A 23,267-nucleotide genomic window follows, 5' to 3' on the forward strand; every position below is an offset into this window, starting at 1 on the left:
TAAATGTATTTTAAAATAAATAATTAATTATATATAAAAAGAAACAATTTTGAAAACAATTTTAATTATATTGCCTTATTTTGGTCCATTTCCAAAAATGTTTCCTTTCTGGCTTGAATCGGCTTACGCAAACTCATCGATTGATTTTCTTATTATAACAAATAATAAACTGGATGCTAAAAAAAACATCAAAGTAGTAAATATGGAATTTGAAGAATTAAAGCTAGTTATACAAAAAAAATTTGATTTTCCAATAAGCCTCCCATCCCCTTATAAGCTTTGTGACTTTAAAGGGGCTTATGGGGTAATTTTTTGTAACTTTATAAAAGGCTATGACTTTTGGGGGTTTGGTGACATTGATTTAATTTATGGAAATATTCGGCTATTTCTTACAAATGAAATTTTGAGTAATTTCTGGGTCATTTCTGGATGGGGACATTTGACGCTTTATAAGAATAATGAAATGTGTAATAATTTTTTTAAGAATTACTTAGAAGGTTTTCAATACTATAAAAACGTTTTTAGCAACCCAAAAAATAGCGCATTTGATGAATATAATCATAGAGGATTAAGTGACATGTGGAAAGTATTATACCCAGAAAAAATATGGAATTGTTATCCATTCGATGATATTAGAGTGCCGAGAATTAATTTTAATTTTATTTCTGAATTTCATCTTGAATGCTCATATAAACTTATTTTTGAATATAGAAATAAGAATCTTAGAAGAATTTATGTTAATTCTTTTGGAGAAGCAGCCCAGGAGAATATATTATATGTGCATTTTCAGCAAAGAGGGTTTATGAAAATTCTTGCAAATGATAAAGAAAGCTACCTTATTGTTCCAAATAAGTTTATAGATATTGAAGATATAACAATACAAAAACTAGATAAATGGACAAAGCCTAGAGATATAGAAAGAAATATATGGTATTTTTTAAATAGAATAAAAAGACGATTTAAAATGATTTTAAAAAACACAAATTAATGGTTAAAAAAACAAAAAATACCAAATATATATCATTATCTATGTTATTAGTGATGATATTGTATATGATTTGCGATATATTTAAGTTGCCTGAGTTTGTTATGTGGAGTGTGAGAACTGGAGTTCTTTTAGTTTTTTATAAATATATAATATTTTATTTTAATATAAAACAAATAGATAAAACTGGATTCAGTATAGTGATTTTTTTTATTTTATGGCAATTAATTAATTTCCTAAGAGCTTGTTATTATGCTGAAGGGTATTGGATGTGGAAGAATATAGTTAACCAATTATTTATATCATTATTTTACATAATAGTTTTAATTTCTGTAAACTTAAAAGTTGTACGTGATTATTTAAAGTTTTATTGGTTTTTTTCAATTCCACTGGCGATATTATCTCAATTATATTACCAGAATATTCAGCAGTTAAATTACATGCCTCATATATTATTAATGTTATGTTTTATGTTTATACCAAAGACACATAAGTGGTTTCTTATAGGGTTAATGTTTTTGTTTTTGTCAACTTTTGAACATAGGAATGATATGGGTAAACTATTTATAGCTTTTGTAATTGGAATTTCTTTAATTTATTTGCATTCAACTGTTTTAATCAGAGTAATAAAAATACTTCAATTTGCTTTATTATTCACTCCAATAATATTATCAATAACAGGTTATATAGGTGTTTTTAATCCGTTTCAAATGGATAAATATATAAAAGGAGATTATTACTTTATAGCGACAAAGAATAAAGCTGTAGAAAAAAGAAGCTTCAAATTAGATACCAGAACGTTTATATATGAAAATGTTTTATACACACTTAACAAGAATAATGATTTTTGGTGTGGAAGAAGCCCAGCTTTTGGCGACGAGGGAGGTACTTTTGAAGATAATTTGATTACTGGTTTAAAAGGGAGATATGGAAATGAAGTGGGTATTATGGATATCCTTTTGTGGTATGGATTAATTGGAGTTGTACTTTATTTTTTAATATTTATTAGAGCCAGCTACTTAGCAATTTATAAAAGTAGAAATAGAATAATAAAAGCACTTGGTTTGTATGTTTCTTTTTTATGGATGATGTCTTTTATTTGGGAAAAACCTTTATTTGAAACTTTTTTCATGATTGATTTAGTTATGTTAGGTATTTGTTTATCAAAACAATTTAGATATTTAACCGATATTGAAATGAAGGCATGGGTAAGCAGTATTTTTGTAAAACCAATTAATGTAAAAAAAGAGCCGTATGAAACTACTTTGGCTTTCAAACGTTCTATTTCCTGAAGTTTGTACGGAATTGAATTTACCTATTCCAGTAATTGGTGGTTGGATGGAGTCTGGAGCAAAGTCTCTTATAAATGATTTCTCTAATCACATAGACTTAGCTGTTGTTATGTTATATAACGGTAATGAGGTAATATACATTGATAAATATAAAATTAAATATTATTTAATTCCAAGGAACGGTTCTAGTTTGAAATTTAACTTTGAAGAAGTTAACAAGCATTTTAGACCAGATTTAGTTCATATTCATGGTACCGAGTATTCTCATTCTTTAGCTTATATTAATTCGTCTGGAACATCTAATGTAGTGGTTTCTATTCAAGGCTTAGTGAGCGTATATTCTAGGTATTATTTTGGAGGTATTAAAAGGAGACAATTGTTTCCTTCTTTAAGAGATATACTAAAGATTGACACACTTTTTCTTCAGTATAAAGACATGGTAAGAAGAGGGAAGAATGAAATTGAACTACTTAAAAAAATTGAACATGTCATTGGAAGAACTAGGTGGGATCAGTCAAATGTCTGGGCTATAAACCCATTTGTAACTTATCATTTGTGTAATGAAACCTTACGTGACTCATTTTATAGCATTCAATGGAAAATGGACGAATGTGAACCATATAGTATTTTTTTAAGCCAAGCTCATTACCCAATTAAAGGATTGCAACAAGTAATAAAAGCGGTTTCAATAGTTAAATTACATTGTCCAGAAATTAAGGTTAAAATTGCTGGCGTTGACTTACTTAATAAATCTTTCTGGAAAATAAGTGGGTATGGAAATTATATCAAAAGACTTTTAAGAAAATATGATGTTTTTGAAAATTTTATTTTTCTTGGTTCACTATCAGAAAAAGAGATAACTTTACAATATCTAAAAGCTAATATATTTATTTGCCCATCGTCTATCGAGAATAGTCCAAATTCTGTAGGTGAAGCACAATTAGTTGGCACACCATGTATTGCTTCATATGTAGGAGGTAATATGGATATGATTGAAGATAAAGTGTCTGGGTTCCTATATCGTTATGAAGAAGTTGAGTTGTTAGCATATAGGATATGTCAACTTTTTGAAAATCCTAAGCTCTGCAAGAAATTTTCTAATCAAGGTAGGATTGCTGCACAGTTAAGGCATGATTCCCGTAAAAATGCACAGGATTTGTTTTTTATATATACATCAATTCTTAACCAATGATTATTTTTATAATTTATAAGTCGATTAGAAGAGCTTGGAAATATTTAAGAGCTATTATAGATAAATTATATTGCATATTCATTTTTAAAGGAAATAAAGTAATTTATGCTAATTTTAAGTGTATTAGTACTCCCTATGTCATTGTAGCAAAAGGCGGCAGTTTTTCAATAGGAAAAAACTTCTCCATGAACAATGGTATCTCAGGTAATCCAATAGGGTGTTATGACCGTTGTACTTTCTTTGTGGACAGAGGGGCAAAATTGAGTATTGGCGATAATGTGGGAATGTCGCAAGCGGCATTGATTTGCCATCAGAGTATTACAATTGGCAATTATGTAAAAATAGGGGGTGGGGTGAAAATATATGATACCGATTTCCATTCTTTAGATCCTGTCATTCGCACGAATAAAAATGATCTAATACACAAAGTAAAAGCCCCCGTTGTTGTTAAAGATAATGTTTTTATTGGGGCTTACACAGTCATTCTTAAAGGAGTTACTATTGGACAAAATTCAATAATTGGTGCTGGTTCTGTTGTTACAAAATCAGTACCAGACAATCAAATTTGGGCTGGAAACCCTGCAAGGTTTATAAGAGCACTCTAAGTGAAAACTATCGCTGTCCTAATCACCGTCCATAATCGCAAAAATAAAACCCTGCAATGCTTGACTCATCTTTTTGACCAACGAGCAGTGGAAGGGTATCAGTTGGAGGTGTACCTCACCGACGACGGATGCACGGATGGGACAGCCCAAGCAGTGAGAAATCAATACCCTTCGGTACATATTGTACAAGGTGATGGTACCTTGTTTTGGAATCGTGGCATGCACCGTGCTTGGCAAGCGGCATCCCAAACCAAAGATTATGATTTCTACTTATGGCTTAATGATGATACGGTATTGTTTGCTGATGCTATGAAGAATATACTTACCGCAAGTAAACAAACCTATTTTTCGGCTATAGTATGTGGGGCTACCTGTGCTAAAGCGACCCAACTGGTAACTTACAGTGGATGGCTCCACTCAAGTAAAAAACTTTTGGCGCCGAATAGTAAACTTCAGCAATGCAATATAGTAAATGGTAATTTTGTGCTAGTGCCGAAGGTTGTTTTTGATAAAGTAGGGAATTTAGATTGGAAATTTCGTCATGCCATTGGCGATTTTGACTATGGTTTGCGGGCGCAAAAAGCGGGTTTCAAGTGTTTTATTGCTCCGCAATTCGTGGGAACCTGTGAAGCAAACCCTACTTTACCCAAATGGTGTCTGAAAACCACTCCATTAATCAAACGGTTGAAATTGCTTTACTCCCCGTTAGGGTATGCAGAGCCAATTCCTTTTTTTATCTATGAAAAAAGACATTTTGGTCTGTTAATAGCACTAAAGCATTTCTTTTCTATTCATTTGAGAGTTTTAATGCCTCAGTTATGGAAGTAACTTATACAGATTTCGTATTTCAAACTGATTCTGAGATTGTTCAGAACGAGTTTAAAAAAGAAAACTATTTAATTGAATACAATAATGAAGCACTTGAAAAAAAACTCTGTGTAATTTATTTTAGTAGCAATAATATTTATTATCCAAATACGGAAGAAAATTTTAAGAGAAAAATAGTAGAACAAAATTTTTATGAAATGTATCAAACCCGTATTAATAGTGCATATAAACATATATTTGTACGTGATATATACAAGCAATGGTATATTGAAGGTATAAATAGTCGTATATGCACACCTGAATTATTATTTGAATTCCTTCAAAAAGAGACGCAGGGCTATGCTATAATCACGATTGGTAGTTCAGCAGGTGGATATGCTGCAGTGTTGTATGGGTCTTTGCTGTCTGCAGAGCGGGTATTTTCGTTCAACGGCCAATTTGAAATCAAATCCTTACTAAAGACTAGCAATAAGCAAACTGATCCACTTTTATTTCGGAATTCTGAATCAGCTCTTGCCTGCTATTTTGATTTGAAAAATTTTATTAAAGAAGCCCATGTAATTTATTATTTTTCATCCATGGGTTCTGAATGGGACAATCTTCAATATGAACATATTAAAGACACTCAGTCTGTAAAACCCATTCTTTTCAAAACTGCCCATCATGGTGTGCCCTTTGTAAAATCGGCACTACCAATTGTAATCAATTTTGAATCAAAAGATTTGGATAATTTAGTTGGCAAGAAACTGAACCCATTGTGGTTCTCAATCAGAATGGCAGGACTCAAAAAAACATTCTCTAGTATTTATGTGAAATTGATTAAAAAAAGAAAATGGTTATAATAACAAAAAGTTAAACTATATTGAATGAAATAAGCCAATTGGATGCGTAAAAGTCCCATTTTAAGCACTATCCTTTATGAAATGTCAATGTCTTATTGGGCCATACAACAAAGCCTAATAAAAGTATAAAAATTAAGTAATTTTTAGGGAAATGTTTTTTAAAATTTTTGGAAACATATATTTTAGTATTTAATTTAAGTAATTAAAGTATGATACCAATTTGTCTTTTTACCTATAATCGACTAGAATTAACTATGCAAACGGTGGATGCTCTTAGAAAAAATTATTTAGCTTCTCAAAGTGATTTATTTATTTTTTCTGATGGTGCAAAATGTTTTGAAAGCGAACAAAAAGTTAAACAAGTACGGAGTTTTTTGAAGGGAATAGATGGATTTAAGTCTGTTCAAATTATCGAATCCCCAACTAATAAAGGATTGGCAAATTCTATTATATCAGGTGTTAGTCAGGTAGTTACTCAGTTTGGAAAAGTTATTGTGTTGGAAGATGATTTAGTAACAACTCCAAATTTCCTATCATATATGAATCATGCATTAGATTTTTATGAAAATAATAAAAAAATTATTTCTGTATGTGGCTATGGGCTTAAAATTAAAAAGCCTCAAAGCTATAATTCAGATGTATATCTCTACGGAAGGTCTTCTTCTTGGGGATGGGGTACTTGGGAAGACCAGTGGGCAACAGTTGACTGGGAGGTGAAAGACTGGCTTGTTTTTAAGAAAGATAAAAAGAAAATAAGTGACTTTAAAAAAAATGGTAGCGATATGTATAACCTATTAAAAAGTGTAATGGAAGGGAAAGGAAATTCCTGGGCAATTCGATTTTGTTATTCGCAGTTTAAGCAACAAAAATATTCAGTAATACCTTTTTATTCACTAGTCGAAAATATTGGCTTTACAAAGGAGGGGACAAATACAAAGTTCAAGTTCTCTAGGTTTAAAATAGATTTAGACAATGGTGAGAAAAAAATATTTATTTTAGATGATTACTTAGTTGAGAATGAAGAAATACGAAAAATGTGTTATAAATATAACAACTTAATAATAAGAGTATATTCTAGAGTTCGTTACATGTTTGAATTTTAAGTATTATATGAAAAAGAAAATACTTTTTTTGATTCATCTTTCGCCTCCAATTCATGGGGCATCTATAATGGGTAATTACATTTATGAATCTAAAAAAATAAATAATGAATATAACTGTCAATTTGTAAATTTTTCTGCCTCTAATCGTATAGATGAAGTCGGCCATATAAACTATTCTAAAATATTTTTTTTGTTAAAAAGCTTTTTTAGAATAGCTTATATGGTTTTTAAATTTAAACCAGATTTGTGCTATTTAACACCCACATCTGATGGGTGGGCATTTTATAGAGATTTTATAATTATTCAATTTATGAAACTATTTAAATTAAAAATTATTTTACATTTTCATAACAAAGCTTCACATAAATGGGGTAAAGAGTGGTATAATAAATTATTGCTAAAGTACTATTATAAGGAAGTAAAAGTAGTATTATTAGGCAATCAAGTTTATCTTGAAAAATCTAAGTATGTATCCGAAGAAAATGTCTTTTATTGTCCAAATGCAGTAATATCAAAATCGCAGATTAAAACTCAATCACCTATAATATCTAAAAAAATAAAATTTTTGTTTGTGTCTAATATGATGAAAACAAAAGGAGTATATGTTTTACTCAAAGCGTGCCAAATACTAAAAGAAAGATGTTTTGAATTTCAGTGTGATTTTGTTGGAGCTTGGAAAGATGTTAAGCGTGAAGATTTTGTTCAAAGAATTGAAGAATATAATCTTGTTGATGAAGTTTTTTTTCATGGTGAGAAATATAATGATGAAAAAGATATGTACTTTGCTAGTGCTGATGTTTTCGTTTTTCCTACATATTATCATAGTGAGGTATTTAGCTTAGTTTTACTTGAAGCTATGGATTTTTCGTTGCCATGTATTTCAACAAATAATGGCGCTATAGAAAGTATTATTGTTGATGGAATAACAGGATTTTGCGTTGCTCAAGAAAACGTTGAGACTCTGGCTGAAAAAATGATTTGGATGATAGAAAATCCTGAAAAACGTTTAGAAATGGGATTGTTGTCAAAGAAGAGGTTTGATGAAAACTTTACTTTTAATCATTTTGAAAATAATCTTTTTAACATTGTTAAAGATTGCCTAAAATAGTAATATGCTTAAAATCCTCATCAACGCCTACGCCTGCTCTCCACACATGGGCAGTGAACCTGGCATGGCGTGGAATTGGTGCATACATTTGGCTAAGTATTGTGAGTTACACGTTATTACTGAAGGAGAGTTCAAAGACAAAATTGAAGCAGAATTACCCAAGTTACCTCAAGCCAAGAACCTCCACTTTTATTACAGCCCTGTACCTGAAAGAGTTAGAGAGATGTGCTGGAATCAAGGGGATTGGCGGTTTTACAAGCACTACCAAGATTGGCAATGGAAAACGTATCAAATTGCGTTGGGAATCGTCCAGCAAACCCCCATTGACATTATTCATCAGCTCAATATGATTGGATTTAGGGAGCCTGGTTACCTATGGAAAATTAAGCAAATTCCGTTCGTTTGGGGGCCTATAGGAGGATTAAAACAATTTCCTATACGCTATCTGACAAGTGGTAGCTTGAAAATTGTGATGTATTTTATTCTTAAAAATTGTCTAAATATACTCCAAGTAAAATATAATAAAAGAATTAGGTTAGCATTTCAAAGTTCTTCTATTTTGGTTAGTTCAATTCCTAACTCTTATGTTGCAATTAAAAAGTATATTGGTAAAGACTCTATTTTAATCCCTGAAACGGGTTGTTATCCTAGTAATAGTATTCCATTTGATCGATTTGATAAATCAGACTTTAATGTTCTTTGGGTTGGAAAATTTGATTTTAGAAAGCAACTCCATTTAGCTTTAGAAGCTCTTGCCTTATCAAATAACAAAAGAGTTATACTCAATATTTTTGGTACAGGTAACGAGCGTACTCTTATGAAGTACCAAAAGCTTTGTGATAATTTAGGAATTTCTGAGCAGGTTATATGGCATGGTATAAAATCAAATGAGATTATTTTATCTATAATGAGGAGTGCTCAGCTCCTATTTTTTACAAGTGTAAGTGAAGATACCTCTACGGTGGTTTTAGAAGCATTAAGTAACCAACTACCAGTTTTATGTTTTGATTCTTGTGGATTTGGAGCTATTATTGATGAAAAAGTAGGAATTAAAATAAGCTTAACAAACCCCAGTCAATCGGTACACGACTTTGCTCAGGCACTCAATTATTTAGAAAGCAACAGAGACATTTTAAAGGAACTTTCAGCCAACTGTGTAGCACGTCAGCGGGAACTCTCATGGGATAACAAAGCGCTTCAGATGTTGAATCTTTATCAAGAATGTTTGTCTAAAACTTCCTCAAAATCAGAAGAAATAGCCTAACAGGTTATTTCTCTGCTTCCTCTATCATTTATTCTTTTCAAGCTGCTTTTTCAAGCAGGCAGGTATTGCTATGCTTTCGTATAAAACTAGTTGTCACACCTAATAACCTGTTTTACTATGCTAATGCAACAAACTCGGTTGTTGACCATACCCCTTAACCTTGGGGGGTATTCTCATTTTGTAGATTCTATTTTTGAGCTAGCTACCAAACGCACCTCGTCGTACGTGTGTGTGGCCAACGTTCATACCTGTGTGGAATCGTACCGCAACAAGGACTTTTCCAACGCCATTGCCCAAGCGGACATGGTCACGCCCGATGGAATGCCGCTCAATTTGGCGCTTCGGTGGTTGTACCAACTGAAACAAGAACGAATTGCGGGACCCGATTTGATGCCCGTGCTCCTGCGTGAGTCCGAAAAAAGGAAATTGAAGGTCTTTTTTTACGGTTGTACCCAAGAAGTGCTAGACACGATCAAAGAAAAATGCCGCGTTGACTTTCCTCAACTCGAAATTGCGGGCATGATTTCCCCGCCTTATCGGGCGCTTACCAACGAAGAAGTGCTTTCGTACCAGCAAACTATCAATGATTCGGGGGCCAACCTTGTACTGGTGTCGTTGGGCTGTCCTAAACAAGAACGCTGGATGGCGAGTATGAAAGGAAAAATTGACGCCGTCATGATTGGGGTGGGCGCGGCCTTTCCGATGATGGCAGGGGTTGAGCGCCGTGCTCCCCGCTGGATGCAACGCGTTTGTTTGGAATGGCTATTTCGTATGCTGTGCAATCCCCGTCGGTTGTTTAAACGGTACGTTGTAACCAACACCTATTTCCTCTATTTACTCCTGCTCGAAAAATTCCGTCTTAGCCTTTTCAGCCCTCCCATTACTCCCCAACGCCGCATCGTCGAATATTACATTTAATAGTTGCCCTATCTATCCTAGCCTAACGCGATTAAAGTTATCTCCCAATACCCACTTATTTTTTGAAGCACAATTCCCTAAAATAATTATTAATCAACCATTTTATTCACAATGAAAAATCGCTCATTTTCACTGATTGTGTACCTACTCGCCCTGACAGCGGCGATGTACAATTGTAAAAAAGGGGATCCCCTGGAACCCGATGCTGACTTGGTAGAAGAGCTAACAAGTATCAAGTTGGATACCGTTTCGTTAACCAAACCTGCCGCCGTGACCAGTACGCCCGCTACGGTCACGCCATCTGCCCAAGCTACGGCGGTGGCGGGGGGGGTTGCCTCCATTGCGAGCACAGGAACCGTCCCTGCCACGGTGACCACCGCAGCCAATGAAGTCAAAGCAGCCATCTCCACGGCTGAAGTAACTAAGTTGGCCACCATTCCCGCATCCACTATTTCGGCAGTGGCAGGAGGTGGTGCTTTGCCTGCCGACTTGAAGAGCATTTTGGACAAAGCCAGTGCTGACCCTAAGTTAAAGGCATATTTACCCACGTTTACGCTTCCGACGGTCAATGGTAAAGCCATTCCTGCCCGCACGGGAGGGGTAGAGGGTATTGCCCACACGGACGGTATTGATGGAATCACGGCTTCGCCCGAGTGTATTAAAAAAGGAGAGGATGCCTTTCAAACCAAAAAATCGGAGCTAGATAAGGCCAAAACCGACGAGCTTGCACGGGTTCAAAATGCGTATAATGCCGCAACGAGTACCTTAACTGCCCAAGAAACGACCTGTAAAAGTAGCCTTCCTAACAAGTATGCGGCCATTCGTACCGCTGCGCAAGCGGCTTATGATGCTGCTAAGAAAGATTTGGATGCGGCCAAGACCGTATTAGGAGAAGAGACATTTACGCTACTAGATGCATTGAATAGTTTGGCCTTGCTAGGAAACTTGTCAACGGTCAATACCTTAGAATCGGCTGATTCTAAAGCCTGTACCGAGCTAGTCGCGGCTTTGAAGGCGGCAGCAGATGCTGCAAAAAAAACCAATGATGCTGCCGTAGAAGCCAATTATCAAAAGGCATTAAAAGAAGCAAACGACGCGAAAGCAGCTGTTGTCGAAAGTTGTCACAACCAAGGATAATTAATAAAAGTGCAAACGAAACGTATGAAAATGGTTGAGAATAGGAGCAACAAGTGCATCATTGGTGTACTTGTTTTGCTCCTGTTTTCTCTTCGCCTTTTTTCCCAAACCAACTTATCTGGCAAGCCTGGGATATTATATACTCCATCAGCACTAGAACTGAAAGACGGTGATTTTCAGTTTGGGTACAACTATAATCCTATTCACTACGGTTTAATTGGGGCAAAGAAAAATCCAGAACAAGTGTGGTATGCACGTCTAACCCTCTTACCTCGTTTTGAAATTTCTATTTCGTTGCTCCAAATTCTTAACTCTAAATACCGAGATGTGAGTCAAATTCAAGGAATCGGGGATCGTTCCATGGATTTTCGTTACCTTATTTTGCGTGAGACGGCCAAGAGACCTTCATTGACAGTCATTATGACGGCTCCATTTATTATTCATGGCCCTATGCTCACCCACGTTTTAGTCGCGACCAAAAACTTTACTTTGACCGATTCTTGGAAACTTGAAACGAGTATCGGTTATGGAAGTCCGTATTACATTTACCGAGCAGTGTCCAATAACTCTAACTCAACGTTTTTAAAAGGGTTTGTTTTACAAAAAAAGAGCACCAATAATTTTAAAAACCACTACCTCGAAGGCCCCTTCGGAGGGGTAATCCTTCACTTTAGGAAAAAAGCGGGTCTCATGGCTGAGTATGATTCAAAGCACCTCAACATCGGAGGCTACGTTACCTTTTTTAAAAAATGGACGCTACAAGCAGGTCTGCTCAACGGCGACCAAGTGATGTTTGGAACGTCGCTGAACACCAATCTTTTAAAAGCCCCCACTTTTCTCAAAAAGAAGTAACCCATGACCCGACTTTTATGCTTAGGGATGCTGGTATTGGTAGGTTGCCTCAGGGGGTATTCCCAGCAAAAGCCCCTTTCTGTTGCGTTCGAAAATGTGAGCCAACAACAAAACCACTTTTATTATGAACAGCGTTTGTATCGCAACCCCTTGAAGGGAATGGTAGCGTTAAGTAAAACCCTTGCTACTCCCAACGATTCTATTGCTTACACCCCTCTTTTTCAGGGTATTCCCCTCGCTACCTATCGTTTTTCAGGCATTGGTGACGTCCGACCTATTACAGCCATTGAACAAAAAAAAATCACCAGCAATTATCGCTTTCCTCTCCAAAGAAATTATAAAGTTGACGTTTGGCTTCAACCCGTTTTTCGGGCAAAATTTGGTTACTACAAAAAACCCGTACGTAGCAACACCAGCCTTTTACTTCAAAGTCAGTTGTATCTATTGGCGGGTTTGAGTGTCAATTTTGGTGTTCTTTTTCCCCTTACCAACGACTTGGACAATCGTCCCCACATCATCCGTCCCGCCCCGCTGTTTATTAATCAGTTTTACAAAAGAGACAACCATTTTGTGAGTGCCACGGTTGGCTTATTTCACAACGACCAGTACGGAGTTAACCTTCAGTACCGCCAGACCGATTTTAAGAGCGCTTGGTCGTACGGGGTCGAACTTGGCCTAACAGGTATGTATTATTATCCCCGCGGCGGTTTGTACTACGAAAAAATGGACAAACTATTGGCGTTAGTGGATGTGGAGTACCGCTTTCAAAAGCTGGATTTACTGCTAAAAGCAACCGCAGGGCAGTTTATGTACGGGGATAAAGGGATTCGGTTCGATTTTATTCGGCAGTATTCAAACGTTGAAATTGGGCTTTTTGCCGTTGGCACTCAAAACGGCGCAACGGCAGGATTTAATTTTGCCGTGCCTATTCCTCCTGGTAAAATTGTCCAAACCAAGAAGTTTCAGTTTCGTACTGGACAGGAGTTTCGTTGGGAATATTTGTACGCAGGAGGTTATCGCATTGGAGAACGCTACCAAACGGGTTACCAACTCGACCAACGGTTGCGGCAGTATCACCAGTGGTATTTGAACCGTCAGTTTACAAAATGAAATACCTTCTCTCTTTTTTACTGCTCTTGGGTGGCAACCAAACTTTGGCGTCGTCCGACGATGAAAAGGGTCCATCGCGTTGGTGGCCGCAAGGGCTGAGTCTCCAAGCTGGTGTGACGGGGGTAGGGGTACAAGGTGCATGGCGGTTGCCTAAGCGTCCGCAGTGGGTAGTACGCGCAGGAGGTAGCTATTTGGGCTACAAAAAAAAGCATCAATTTGATTTGGGAGATAGTTCGATTGTGGAGTTTCGGCCCGATTTTGTCATTGGCTTGGTGCAGGGTTCGGTCAAATGGCAGCCTTTTCGTCGTTCCTCCTTTTTTCTAACGGCAGGAGCAGGCTACACTTGGCGGCCCGACGTTCGGCTTCAGCTCCAAGCACTGAGTCCCATCGAACTGGGCGGCATTCAAATGAAGCCCGAAGAATTTGGCACCATCGATTTACGCGTCAGATGGTCTTCGGTGGTGGGCTACGCAGGACTAGGCATGGGGCGTTCGATTCCTAAACGTCGTTGGGGCTTCGGGTTTGAGCTAGGTTGTTATTATTGGGGCAAACCCAAACTAAGCGCTGATTATGAAGGGTTTTTAGAAACTACTACCCTCGACGAACAACTCCCAATGATAGAGCGCAACATGCGAGGGTATCGGTTTTTGCCCAATCTCCAAGTCGTTCTTTCGTATTCGCTCGTTAGAAAAACTCAAAAATAATGTACCGTATTTCGGCGTTTTGTTTGCTCTTCCTTTGTTTCCTGTGGGCGTGTAAAAACCCCTTGGATGGTTTTGAGCTGCGGTTCAAAAAGCCATTTCCAGTGGCCTTGGATGTGCAGTATTACACCAAAGGCGGACTGGAAGTGCCTACCGATGCTCAAGTACTCATTACGGGGCCTGATGCGGCAAGGGTGATTACGACAGTAGAAACCAAGAAGTTTCGATTGACGGGTGATGGCACTTTGTTTTTATCCATTGATTCCTTGGGGCCACGGCCTACCGCGCAAAATCCGTTGCGTTTTACGGTGGTGGTAAAATCGCAGGGAGAGCTAGAGGCGGTGTTGCCTGTTGAATTAAGGGATGATAAGCAACGATCGGTTACGTTGGTTTTTCAACCCCAAGAGACAATCAACACGAAAGTCAACGTTTCCCAACGGTCGAGCAGCAATGCGGGCCGAATCGACTCAGATTGGGTACTCGAAACCCCCGAACTTGTCGGAGCTAATCAATCAAAAGTCAAAGCTACGGTTTCGCAAGGAAGCATCGTAAAAGATGCGGTGGGAAAAGAAATTGCGGGGACTTTAACGGCCCGATTTCAGGTAGTCGATATTACCAAGCCGCATGATAATTTTTTAATCAATCCCATTAGTAACTTTACCATTGCTCGCCCTCTGCTCAAAGATGGCAGCGGAGTAGGTAGTAATCAGCAGTTTACGCAACTAGCGGGGGCTTTTTTGTTACAAATTTACAATGAGCAGTTTCGTCTTGTCAAATCCTTGAGTAGCCCCATCAACGTTCGGTTTTCGGTTTCTTCACAGCTTTATCATCCACAAGAACGGCGATTAATCAAGGAGGGGGATGAAATTCCGCTGTATAGCTACGACGCGGCGACAGATACGTGGCAAACGGAGGCATTTGGGAAAGTGGTAAAAGGGACAGAGGGAAGTTTGGCTTACGAAGCGGAGCTACCTCACTTATCACTCTGGGTAGCAGGGTTTACCAAGCAAAAATGCGAAACGGGGCCAAGTTTTAAAATCAAAAGCAGCCTTCCCGCCACCGACGTACAGTATCAGTGTGAAGTACTCGCCGACGGCACCAATACGCGTTTGCAAGTATTCAAATCGACGATTAATAACGGAGAGGTAATTCGAGTGAATGGTTTGGAGAGTGACCAATACGTGCGCCTTCGAATCACGGATGCGTTGGGCTCAGCTACGGTTACCTCAGAAATAATCAATGGATGTGGTGGTACCGAACAAGTGTTGGATGTGTCGTCGTTCAAAAAACAGATTATCAAGTGTACGACGGGGCCAGGTTTTCAACTAAAGAGCAACCTGCCACCAAGCGATTACCGTTATAACTGTGTCGTTGTCAACGCCGAAACCAATGCTACTCTGCAAAGTTTTCAAACGACGGCCAACAACGGGGAGGTGATTCGACTCAATGGTTTGGATAGCGACCAGAAAATTCGTTTGAAGCTATCGGACATTGTAAGTAGTGCTGTGGCAATTTCGGAAGTGGTGGATGCTTGTGCCACCTCCGTACAGCCGTTGGATATTAGTTCGTTTAAACTTCCCCCGCAGCGTTGTACGGCGTCGCCCATTTTTAAGATACAAAGTACCTTACCCGCCAGCGACCGTACTTATACCTTTGAAGTAATAAAACCTGATTCCAAAAATCGCTTACAAGTTTTTCAATCGACGGCCAACAACGGAGATTTTATTCGTCTGAGCGGATTGTATGATAACACGGGGCCAATTCAGTTACGTATATTTGACATAGTTAGCGCAACTGTTGCCACATCTCCCGTGGTAGAAGCGTGCAGTAATACCACGTATTTACTGGTTCTCGAAGGGTTTCAAACCCCCGCACCTCGTTGTGCTTCGACCCTGAATTTTAGAATAAAAAGCAGTTTGCCCAACAGTACGCATCAATACACCTTTGAGGTGATTAATGCCAAGACCAACGGCACGATGCAAAAATTCCAGTCCACGGCCAACAACGGCGACATTGTTCGTATCAATGGCTTGTACAGCGACGAAACGGTTCGACTACGGATAACGGATTTGTTTAGTACAGCTACTGTCCAGTCGGTTGGTTTGGCGGCATGTACCACCACTACCCAAGAAATAGACCTCACTTCGTTCAAAGCTCCGCCTACCAAGTGTGCTACTCCGCTGACGTTTACGGTGAAAAGTAGCTTGCCAGTTAGCGATCGGGTGTATGATTGTGAATTGCTTAATGCCACTACAAACGCTATTTTGAAGTCATTTCAATCCAAAATAAGTAGCGGTAGTTCGATAAAAATCAGCAACTTAGAGTCAGGATCGCAGGTGAAATTGAAAGTTTATGACAATCAAAGCTCGGCCATTGGACTCTCAAGTGCAGTAGATCCTTGTTCGGCCACTGCCCAAACGATTGACTTGTCGGCGTTTAAAGTGCCTTCCAGTTTACAGTCTGGAGAAGTGCGTATTACGTTACAGTTTCCTTGTAAAGCATTAGATGAACCCAAACTTCCGACCCGAGAGCTATTTGGAAGATTTCGGGAAACGGGAACGCTGCAATGGAAAAACTTGCCAAGCATGAAATATATATCGGGTCAAACGTCTTTCAGTATTGTTACCGATTTATTGGTTGTTGGCAAAACTTACGATTTTCAAGTTGGCCCTGCGCCAGGCTACTATTCCTTTAGCGAAAATGCTTACACCCTTCGAAAAGCCGATTGGGTGATACGGATTGATACGGACGAGTATTGCAAGAAATAGAAGTTTTAACATTGGAAGACGATGTCAGTATTAAATGTATTATCTCCCTCACCTGATTTTCGTATCAGGCGCCGAAAAAATCATTTAAGGTTATTAAGTGATTTTATAGTCATAGCTATAGTGTATGTATTTAGTACACTTTGTTGCCAAAGAGAGTTGAACCAAATAAATACGCTCATTATCATTGGTTTGTTACTTGTTTGGTACTTTTCAAGTAAATTTATTAAAATCTATGACGATTTTAGGTTTTCATTATTTACGGATGAATTACTAAGCTTACTGCCTAATTTAATTGTTCAACTGGTTGTACTGTCAATTTCATTGTTTTTGCTCGATGATCATTTTCACGCAAGAACATTTACGGTAATATATGCGACAACATTAATGGTTACTGTGGGTTTTAAAATGTATTTTACCCGTAGTTTATTATTGTATTGGTACGCACGAGGTATAAACCAAAAAAAAGTAATAGTTGTAGGGGATTTTTCTTCAGTTCATGAATTTATTGAATTGATTCAAAAGAAGCCCCAATCTGGCTATAAAATTGCAGGAGCACGCGCCCATGATTTTGTAAAAAATGAAAAATCAACTTTACAAGAAACGTTGAATTTTTTAAAAAATACGCCAATTAATGAAGTAGATGAACTGGTTATTGCAATCCAAAAATTTAGCGAAACGTACGTAGCAGGTTTGATTGAATGGGCCGATAAGCAAGGGGTACCTGTTAAGTTTACGCCAGGCTTTTTTCAGTTAAATGCCTCCCGCTATTCGTTTGAATTATTTGGACAATATCCGTTGGTAACCGTACGGAGTACGCTGTTAGATTTGAATTACTGGCAAGGGGTAAAACGCGCTTTTGATGCTGTTTTTAGTATATGTTTTTTGTTGTTGATTGCGTCGTGGTTGTTTCCGATACTAGCTTTGGCGATAAAAATTAACTCCAAAGGGCCCGTGTTTTTTATCCAAGGCCGTTGGGGGCAAAAAGGAAAAATTATCAAAGTGTGGAAGTTCAGGACGATGTATCACGGCGCATCGACCGTAAAAAAGGAGGGAGGATTTAGCCAAACTACCTCCAATGATCCACGGGTGACGCGCGTCGGTCAGTTTTTACGAAAGACCAATTTGGACGAATTGCCGCAGTTTATCAATGTCTTTTTGGGGAGTATGTCAGTGGTTGGGCCTCGTCCACATGCCACAAAGCACAGTGAAGAAACCCTACCACTGATTGATAATTACATGATTCGGCACCGCGTTAAGCCAGGGATTACGGGTTGGGCGCAGGTCAATGGCTACCGAGGCGAAACCCACGAGATTGGCCTGATGCGCAAACGAGTGGAATACGACATTTGGTACATCGAAAACTGGAGCCTTTTGTTAGATATACAGGTAATTTTTAAAACAGTATATAATATGATGAAAGGCGAACCCCAAGCATATTAGATATTAGGTTATCCACATTGATTACTAACCTCTCAAATGTTGTAAGACTTCTGAGAGGTTTTTTATTTTCTGATGCGTTAATTTTTGCAATTTTGCTGACGATTGTTGGGAGTAATGTAGAGACTGGGTCATCAAAATAAAAACGGATGAGTATTGCAAAAAGTAATAAATGGCACTTATTGGCTGTAATTTTGGCAATACCTGCCCTTTTTTCACACTTGGGCTATATTCCGTTGGACATGTCAACCGACGAAGCACGGCGGGCGCTGGTGGCTTTGGAAATGGATTTGACGGGAAATTATTTGACACCTACCTTAAACGGAGAACTTTACTTTAACAAACCCCCGCTCTATAACTGGCTCATATTGGCCTCGTTTCGGTTATGGGGCGATTACTCATCGTGGAGCCTTCGATTTCCCATGGCGGTGTCGGTGATTGGGTTTTCGTTCACCATTTTTTACTGGCTACGTCGGTACGTACCTTATCAGATTGCGGCCATGGTGGCGTTGTTGCAATTGGTCAACGGACGCGTACTTTTTTACGAAACGCTCTATGGTCTCATTGATATTACCTATTCATGGGCGACGTTTACGGCCTTTATGGTGATTTATGAGTATGACAAACGCAAAAAATACGGCTTACTGTTTTTGTACTCTTATCTCATTTGCGCTTTGGGGTTTATGATGAAAGGGCTGCCCTCTTTGGTTTTTCAGGGGATGACGCTGGTGACTTGGCTGGGGTACCAGCGAAAATGGCGGGTGTTGTGGCACCCTGCTCATTTTTTGGGCATAGCGGTTTTTCTCGGGATTGTGGGGACGTATTATGCCCTAAGCATTGCGGCGTTTGGTTTCCCACTCCAAAAAGCAATGTATGTCCTGTGGGACGAAAGTGTAAAACGGACAGGTGTGGCCTTTGGCATAACTGCTACGGTGCTGCACATTCTCACCTTTCCATTTGAATACATTTTTCACTTTTTACCTTTTACGTTATTTATTCTCTTATTTTATCCTTCAACTCCCCAAAAATCGTGGTCAACGGTGCTGGCTGCGTTGCGAAGATACACCAGTCCGAAAGACTCTTTTTTACGGTTTTGTGCCATTACTTTTGTGGCCAATGTGCTCGTTTACTGGGTCTCGCCGCAGGTGTATGCGCGCTACACGTTGATGCTTCAGCCGCTCTTTTTTACGCTAGTGGTGGTGGCTTATTACCAACAGGAAGGGCACTGGCAGCGGCGTTGGATTGAAGTTTTTATGGGGGGCGTCATGGGAATCACGGTTTTTGCGGTTTGGATTGCGTTTGGCATTGAAGCGACCCGAAAACTTCCCTACGTGTGGGGAGCATGCTTGGCAACGAGCGGGGTGGTGGGAGTCATGTGCTGGTGGTATTTTCACCAAAAAGAAGTTCGTTTGGATATTTTTGTGGTGTTTCTGCTGGTGGCTCGTATTTCCTTTAATTTTTTGTTTGTTCCGCCCCGCGAGGCCAAGCGGCAGCGGTATTTGGAAGACAATGTGAAAGCGGCACTGATGACCATGGATGCGGCGGGGAATGCCCTGCCTTTGAAGAGTTATAAAACGACCATTGGTGATGATGGAGCGACGGATGTTAATAGTTTTCACATCGAAGCTACGCGGCGGAAAGTCCTTCCCATAAGTTTTAAAAAAGAGAAAGGAGTGTATTACTTGGCTGATTCTAGTAACTTGGCGGGCGAAAAGTACAAAGAAATCGCCAGGCTGACGCTTTATCCAGAGCGACCTGCCAAAATAGTCCGCTTCGATCAAGCACCTTAATGATGACGCATTCGCTTTCCCACCCAGCTCCACTTGTATCGGTTGTGGTTTGTGTATTTAATGAGGCCGAAAACATTCGCCCGTTGATGATAGAAATAGATGAAGCCCTGCGTGGATGGTCTTACGAAATCATTTATGTCAACGATGGCTCAACGGATAATACCCTTTGGGAGCTGAAGAATATTGCCCATAAAAGTTTAAAAGTAATTGATTTTCAGCGTAACTATGGCCAAAGTCAAGCCTTGGCGGCGGGCATAGAGGCGGCATCAGGTGAGTATATCGCTACGTTGGACGGTGATTTGCAAAACGACCCTGCGGACATCCCTGCCTTACTCACCGTAGCCCAGCAAGGGGATTATGACATGATTGCCACGGTACGGTTGAAACGAAAAGATAGTTTTGCCACCCGAAAACTGCCCAGTATCATCGCCAATTGGCTCATCCGACATCTATTGGGAGTACACTGCAAAGATTACGGAAGTACGTTGCGGGTATTTAGGGCATCTTTGGCGAAAAGACTGCCCTTGTACGGAGAGTTGCACCGATTTATTCCAGTACTTGCTGCCTTAGAAGGGGCAAAGATGACTGAAGTGGTGGTGAAACATCGTCCACGGATTTCGGGGACGTCCAAATACAATTTAGGGCGGACAACCAAAGTAATCAGTGATTTGGTTTGGGTATATTTTATGAAAAAATACTTGTTAAAGCCCATTCATTTTTTTGGAAAAATAGCGATTTGGATGTTTTTAGGGGCATTTTTTGTGTGTTTGTACATGGGTTGCACGCTAGTGGCTCGTCCAGAAGCTAGTTTAGCATCTTGGCCAATGGCTGCGCTGATTCTTTCCGTTTCAGGGGTGCAATTGGTAGGGATGGGCATCGTAGCTGAGCTAGTAATGCGGTCTCTTTTTGAATCGCAGGGCAAAAAAACGTACGTCATCCGTCAGATTTATACTTCTCATAACCAACGACAGTAAGCATGGTCATTTTGATAACGGGTGGTGCTGGTTTTATTGGCTCTCACCTTTCGGAACAATTACTTCAGCAAGGACATCAAGTTGTATGTATTGATAACCTTGACGAGTATATCTATTGTTCGGCGTTGAAGCGAGAGAACCTTAGTACGTTGGCGCAGTACGACAACTTTATGTTTATTAAGGGAGATATTCGTGATAAAGCGGCTTTACAACAGCTTTTGGTGGATTATCAATGTGAACTGGTGATTCACTTGGCCGCGTACGCAGGCGTGAGACCGTCGGTAATGGAGCCCGAAAAGTTTTTTGAAATCAACGTAAATGGAACGTTGGCGGTGTTAGAAGCGATGAGAAAAGCGGGTGTCCGTCGAATGATTATGGCATCGTCGTCGTCGGTTTATGGCAATAGTACTGCGCGACAATTTAAAGAAACAGACGCCGCCGACCAGCCGATTTCCCCTTATGCCGCGTCGAAGCGAGCGGCAGAATTGGTGGCATATTCGTACCATTCGCTTCACCAATTTGACGTAACCTGCTTGCGATTATTTACGGTCTTTGGCCCAAGGCAACGACCCGAAATGGCCATCCGAAAATTTATTGAACGTATCCAAGCGGAACAACCTATTGACGTCTATGGCGATGGGCAATCCATCCGAAATTATACGTACATCTCAGACGTGGTCAATGCCTTTTTAAAGGCGATGGACAAACCCACAGGGTTTGATGTGTATAACATCGCTGGGCCAACTACCACAAGCCTCCTGGAAACCATTGAAGTGATTGAAAAACAGGTTGGGAAACAAAGCCAACGCACCTACAAACCAGAACAAGCAGGTGACATGCGGCAGACGGCTGCGGATATTTCAAAAGCGCAACAGGAGCTGGGCTATTTTCCGCAAGTTGAATTTGAAGAGGGAATCAGCCGAGTGATTGACTGGATGATGCGAGAGTCTTCAAAGCAACTGCCGATTGGGACGTATGTCAGTGGTCGGGCTTCGTCCACGTGCCACAAAGCCCAGTAAAGAAACCCTACCACTGATTGATAATTACATGATTCGGCACGGGGTTTGATTGAGTAGCTGGGCCAACTACACTTTCTTCTTAATGACTTCGAAGGCGGCGTTGTATTGACTTTGTACTTTTGCCATTGATTGTTTTACGCTCTTTTTAGCTGCCCCATAATCAGCCACTGTTTGTAATAGCCTGTCGGTGATTTGTTGTCCCGTCGTCTCTTCAATCTCAAACGTCCAATCTTTTAACCCCAAGTCATAATACATCTGTCCTTTGATGGTGTCTTGAGGCTGACGCAAATAAAAGGCGGGAGTACCGTTGGTCAGTGCAATGATGGGAGAATGACACTCATAGCTCAACACCGCGTGGGCGTGGGAATACAACGACGCCGCTTCATCGGGAAGCCAATAGCCGTGTTTAACCACCAAAGCTTTCACATCTTCAGGGAGCGGGTTGACCAATAATTCATCAATAATATCTACTTGATAGGTCATTTCGGGGCAAACTACGATTTTGTTACCCGTCTTTTGTACCCACGCTACCATGGCTTCACGGACTTTGGCGTGGTCGATTTCTTTCCATTTGTCGTTGAGTTCGTTGACTTCCTTGATACGTTCTTCACTCCAGCCGCTGGGCCTGATTTTGTAATAAGGGGTTACCCGAAGGCGCGGAATCACACAAATGAATTTGCGATGTTCTAACTTATTGTCCTGAATAAATTGATTGGCCTTTTGGTCGTCATGAATCTCCAACACAAACGTAGCATCAGGCGCAAAAGCGATGTGCGGTCCTTGGACGCCCGCTTCTTTTAGCTTTTCAATTGAAGCAGTTTCCCGCGTAAAAATAAACGAGGCGTGTTGTAGCAGGTCTTTTAACGCAGGAGAAACAGTTTGTGTCGTGACCCCAAAAATCCCAAAAGGCTTCTGGGTTTGCTTGTGCCAAGCTTGTAAGTAATCGGTAGCAACGACCGAAGGCCCCGAACCATGCAGGAAAAAATCGGCTTCCTGAAATGCCCGTTTCACTTCTTCTGTTTGGGGTACCAACTCCTTATCTACCGCCCCGTGAATAATGGAGACGTCGGGGTAATAGTGGTTGAGCATGGTTTCTACCATCTCACTTTTGCTTTTTTTCCAGAGAATAATCTTGGCTTTAGGGAGGCGTTTTTTCAATAGGCCAATCAACCCAGGGGTATGGGCAATGTCTCCGATGTTGACATCCTGCCAACCTGAAGTGATGAGTAACACAGGGTTGTTTTTGTGCGTGGCTTGTGCCAAAAAAGGGAACATGGCAGCGGCTGAAACCAAGCTGCTTTGTTGTATGAATTGACGACGATTGAGAGGCATGGGATTGGAT

Annotated in this window: 20 protein-coding genes; 19 read left to right on the plus strand and 1 reads right to left on the minus strand. The window is 39.7% G+C overall.

The annotated features are described in order from the left end of the window. Positions 1-49 precede the first annotated feature (49 nt). The 19 genes from FHS57_RS17770 to FHS57_RS17860 all read left to right on the plus strand — a co-directional run bounded on the left by FHS57_RS17770 (position 50) and on the right by FHS57_RS17860 (position 21,925). The gene (locus tag FHS57_RS17770) at positions 50-988 is read left to right on the plus strand and encodes a DUF6625 family protein (protein WP_183976019.1); all 939 of its coding nucleotides are present in this window, start codon (positions 50-52) and stop codon (positions 986-988) included. Beyond that, complete coding sequence (locus FHS57_RS17775) at positions 988-2,277, plus strand: hypothetical protein (protein WP_183976020.1); 1,290 nt, start codon at positions 988-990, stop codon at positions 2,275-2,277. Before FHS57_RS17770 ends, FHS57_RS17775 begins: the two co-directional genes overlap by 1 nt. Further along, positions 2,240-3,469 (plus strand): glycosyltransferase family 4 protein, encoded by a 1,230-nt coding sequence (locus FHS57_RS17780; protein ID WP_183976021.1) that lies wholly within the window; start codon positions 2,240-2,242, stop codon positions 3,467-3,469. Before FHS57_RS17775 ends, FHS57_RS17780 begins: the two co-directional genes overlap by 38 nt. Beyond that, the gene (locus FHS57_RS17785) at positions 3,466-4,074 is read left to right on the plus strand and encodes an acyltransferase (RefSeq protein ID WP_183976022.1); all 609 of its coding nucleotides are present in this window, start codon (positions 3,466-3,468) and stop codon (positions 4,072-4,074) included. Before FHS57_RS17780 ends, FHS57_RS17785 begins: the two co-directional genes overlap by 4 nt. Further along, entirely contained in the window at positions 4,075-4,902 is an 828-nt protein-coding gene (locus FHS57_RS17790; protein WP_183976023.1) for a glycosyltransferase family 2 protein, read from the plus strand. Further along, a complete protein-coding gene (locus FHS57_RS17795) occupies positions 4,893-5,744 on the plus strand; it encodes a hypothetical protein (protein WP_183976025.1) in 852 nt (283 codons plus the stop codon). Before FHS57_RS17790 ends, FHS57_RS17795 begins: the two co-directional genes overlap by 10 nt. A 209-nt stretch (positions 5,745-5,953) precedes the next feature. Next, positions 5,954-6,847, plus strand: a complete 894-nt coding sequence (locus FHS57_RS17800) for a glycosyltransferase (protein WP_262889947.1) — start codon at positions 5,954-5,956, stop codon at positions 6,845-6,847. Positions 6,848-6,854: 7 nt separating this feature from the next. Continuing rightward, positions 6,855-7,955, plus strand: a complete 1,101-nt coding sequence (locus FHS57_RS17805; RefSeq protein WP_183976029.1) for a glycosyltransferase family 4 protein — start codon at positions 6,855-6,857, stop codon at positions 7,953-7,955. Positions 7,956-7,959: 4 nt separating this feature from the next. After that, the gene (locus FHS57_RS17810; RefSeq protein WP_183976031.1) at positions 7,960-9,219 is read left to right on the plus strand and encodes a glycosyltransferase; all 1,260 of its coding nucleotides are present in this window, start codon (positions 7,960-7,962) and stop codon (positions 9,217-9,219) included. A 117-nt stretch (positions 9,220-9,336) separates the two neighbouring features. Further along, the gene (locus tag FHS57_RS17815) at positions 9,337-10,137 is read left to right on the plus strand and encodes a WecB/TagA/CpsF family glycosyltransferase (protein WP_229601379.1); all 801 of its coding nucleotides are present in this window, start codon (positions 9,337-9,339) and stop codon (positions 10,135-10,137) included. Between the two features lie 111 nt (positions 10,138-10,248). After that, positions 10,249-11,274 (plus strand): hypothetical protein, encoded by a 1,026-nt coding sequence (locus FHS57_RS17820; protein WP_183976033.1) that lies wholly within the window; start codon positions 10,249-10,251, stop codon positions 11,272-11,274. Positions 11,275-11,298: 24 nt separating this feature from the next. Next, positions 11,299-12,126, plus strand: a complete 828-nt coding sequence (locus tag FHS57_RS17825; protein WP_221225659.1) for a YjbH domain-containing protein — start codon at positions 11,299-11,301, stop codon at positions 12,124-12,126. Between the two features lie 3 nt (positions 12,127-12,129). Continuing rightward, on the plus strand, positions 12,130-13,236 hold the full coding sequence (locus FHS57_RS17830) for a hypothetical protein (RefSeq protein ID WP_183976037.1): 1,107 nt from the start codon (positions 12,130-12,132) through the stop codon (positions 13,234-13,236). Beyond that, complete coding sequence (locus FHS57_RS17835; protein ID WP_183976039.1) at positions 13,233-13,940, plus strand: hypothetical protein; 708 nt, start codon at positions 13,233-13,235, stop codon at positions 13,938-13,940. Before FHS57_RS17830 ends, FHS57_RS17835 begins: the two co-directional genes overlap by 4 nt. Continuing rightward, the gene (locus tag FHS57_RS17840; protein WP_183976041.1) at positions 13,940-16,705 is read left to right on the plus strand and encodes a hypothetical protein; all 2,766 of its coding nucleotides are present in this window, start codon (positions 13,940-13,942) and stop codon (positions 16,703-16,705) included. Before FHS57_RS17835 ends, FHS57_RS17840 begins: the two co-directional genes overlap by 1 nt. Before the next feature lie 21 nt (positions 16,706-16,726). Continuing rightward, a complete protein-coding gene (locus tag FHS57_RS17845; RefSeq protein ID WP_183976050.1) occupies positions 16,727-18,145 on the plus strand; it encodes an undecaprenyl-phosphate glucose phosphotransferase in 1,419 nt (472 codons plus the stop codon). A 146-nt stretch (positions 18,146-18,291) separates the two neighbouring features. Continuing rightward, the gene (locus FHS57_RS17850) at positions 18,292-19,932 is read left to right on the plus strand and encodes an ArnT family glycosyltransferase (protein WP_183976052.1); all 1,641 of its coding nucleotides are present in this window, start codon (positions 18,292-18,294) and stop codon (positions 19,930-19,932) included. Next, the gene (locus FHS57_RS17855; protein WP_229601380.1) at positions 19,932-20,906 is read left to right on the plus strand and encodes a glycosyltransferase family 2 protein; all 975 of its coding nucleotides are present in this window, start codon (positions 19,932-19,934) and stop codon (positions 20,904-20,906) included. The genes FHS57_RS17850 and FHS57_RS17855 overlap by 1 nt, the downstream gene beginning before the upstream one ends. 2 nt (positions 20,907-20,908) lie before the next feature. After that, on the plus strand, positions 20,909-21,925 hold the full coding sequence (locus FHS57_RS17860) for an SDR family NAD(P)-dependent oxidoreductase (protein WP_183976053.1): 1,017 nt from the start codon (positions 20,909-20,911) through the stop codon (positions 21,923-21,925). Positions 21,926-21,991: 66 nt separating this feature from the next. Here FHS57_RS17860 and FHS57_RS17865 read toward each other — a convergent pair whose 3' ends face one another. Beyond that, on the minus strand, positions 21,992-23,257 hold the full coding sequence (locus FHS57_RS17865) for a polysaccharide pyruvyl transferase family protein (RefSeq protein ID WP_183976054.1): 1,266 nt from the start codon (positions 23,255-23,257) through the stop codon (positions 21,992-21,994). Between the last annotated feature and the right edge of the window lie 10 nt (positions 23,258-23,267).

Origin of the sequence: Runella defluvii (assembly GCF_014195535.1) — a bacterium.
GTDB lineage: Bacteria > Bacteroidota > Bacteroidia > Cytophagales > Spirosomataceae > Runella > Runella defluvii.

Bases quoted from the DNA above. Each gene is read 5' to 3' on its own strand.
- FHS57_RS17775 (WP_183976020.1), top strand. From the start codon at position 988: ATGGTTAAAAAAACAAAAAATACCAAATATATATCATTATCTATGTTA.
- FHS57_RS17780 (WP_183976021.1), top strand. From the start codon at position 2,240: ATGAAACTACTTTGGCTTTCAAACGTTCTATTTCCTGAAGTTTGTACG.
- FHS57_RS17785 (WP_183976022.1), top strand. From the start codon at position 3,466: ATGATTATTTTTATAATTTATAAGTCGATTAGAAGAGCTTGGAAATAT.
- FHS57_RS17795 (WP_183976025.1), top strand. From the start codon at position 4,893: ATGGAAGTAACTTATACAGATTTCGTATTTCAAACTGATTCTGAGATT.
- FHS57_RS17800 (WP_262889947.1), top strand. From the start codon at position 5,954: ATGATACCAATTTGTCTTTTTACCTATAATCGACTAGAATTAACTATG.
- FHS57_RS17805 (WP_183976029.1), top strand. From the start codon at position 6,855: ATGAAAAAGAAAATACTTTTTTTGATTCATCTTTCGCCTCCAATTCAT.
- FHS57_RS17810 (WP_183976031.1), top strand. From the start codon at position 7,960: ATGCTTAAAATCCTCATCAACGCCTACGCCTGCTCTCCACACATGGGC.
- FHS57_RS17815 (WP_229601379.1), top strand. From the start codon at position 9,337: ATGCTAATGCAACAAACTCGGTTGTTGACCATACCCCTTAACCTTGGG.
- FHS57_RS17820 (WP_183976033.1), top strand. From the start codon at position 10,249: ATGAAAAATCGCTCATTTTCACTGATTGTGTACCTACTCGCCCTGACA.
- FHS57_RS17825 (WP_221225659.1), top strand. From the start codon at position 11,299: ATGAAAATGGTTGAGAATAGGAGCAACAAGTGCATCATTGGTGTACTT.
- FHS57_RS17830 (WP_183976037.1), top strand. From the start codon at position 12,130: ATGACCCGACTTTTATGCTTAGGGATGCTGGTATTGGTAGGTTGCCTC.
- FHS57_RS17835 (WP_183976039.1), top strand. From the start codon at position 13,233: ATGAAATACCTTCTCTCTTTTTTACTGCTCTTGGGTGGCAACCAAACT.
- FHS57_RS17840 (WP_183976041.1), top strand. From the start codon at position 13,940: ATGTACCGTATTTCGGCGTTTTGTTTGCTCTTCCTTTGTTTCCTGTGG.
- FHS57_RS17845 (WP_183976050.1), top strand. From the start codon at position 16,727: ATGTCAGTATTAAATGTATTATCTCCCTCACCTGATTTTCGTATCAGG.
- FHS57_RS17850 (WP_183976052.1), top strand. From the start codon at position 18,292: ATGAGTATTGCAAAAAGTAATAAATGGCACTTATTGGCTGTAATTTTG.
- FHS57_RS17855 (WP_229601380.1), top strand. From the start codon at position 19,932: ATGATGACGCATTCGCTTTCCCACCCAGCTCCACTTGTATCGGTTGTG.
- FHS57_RS17860 (WP_183976053.1), top strand. From the start codon at position 20,909: ATGGTCATTTTGATAACGGGTGGTGCTGGTTTTATTGGCTCTCACCTT.
- FHS57_RS17865 (WP_183976054.1), bottom strand. From the start codon at position 23,257: ATGCCTCTCAATCGTCGTCAATTCATACAACAAAGCAGCTTGGTTTCA.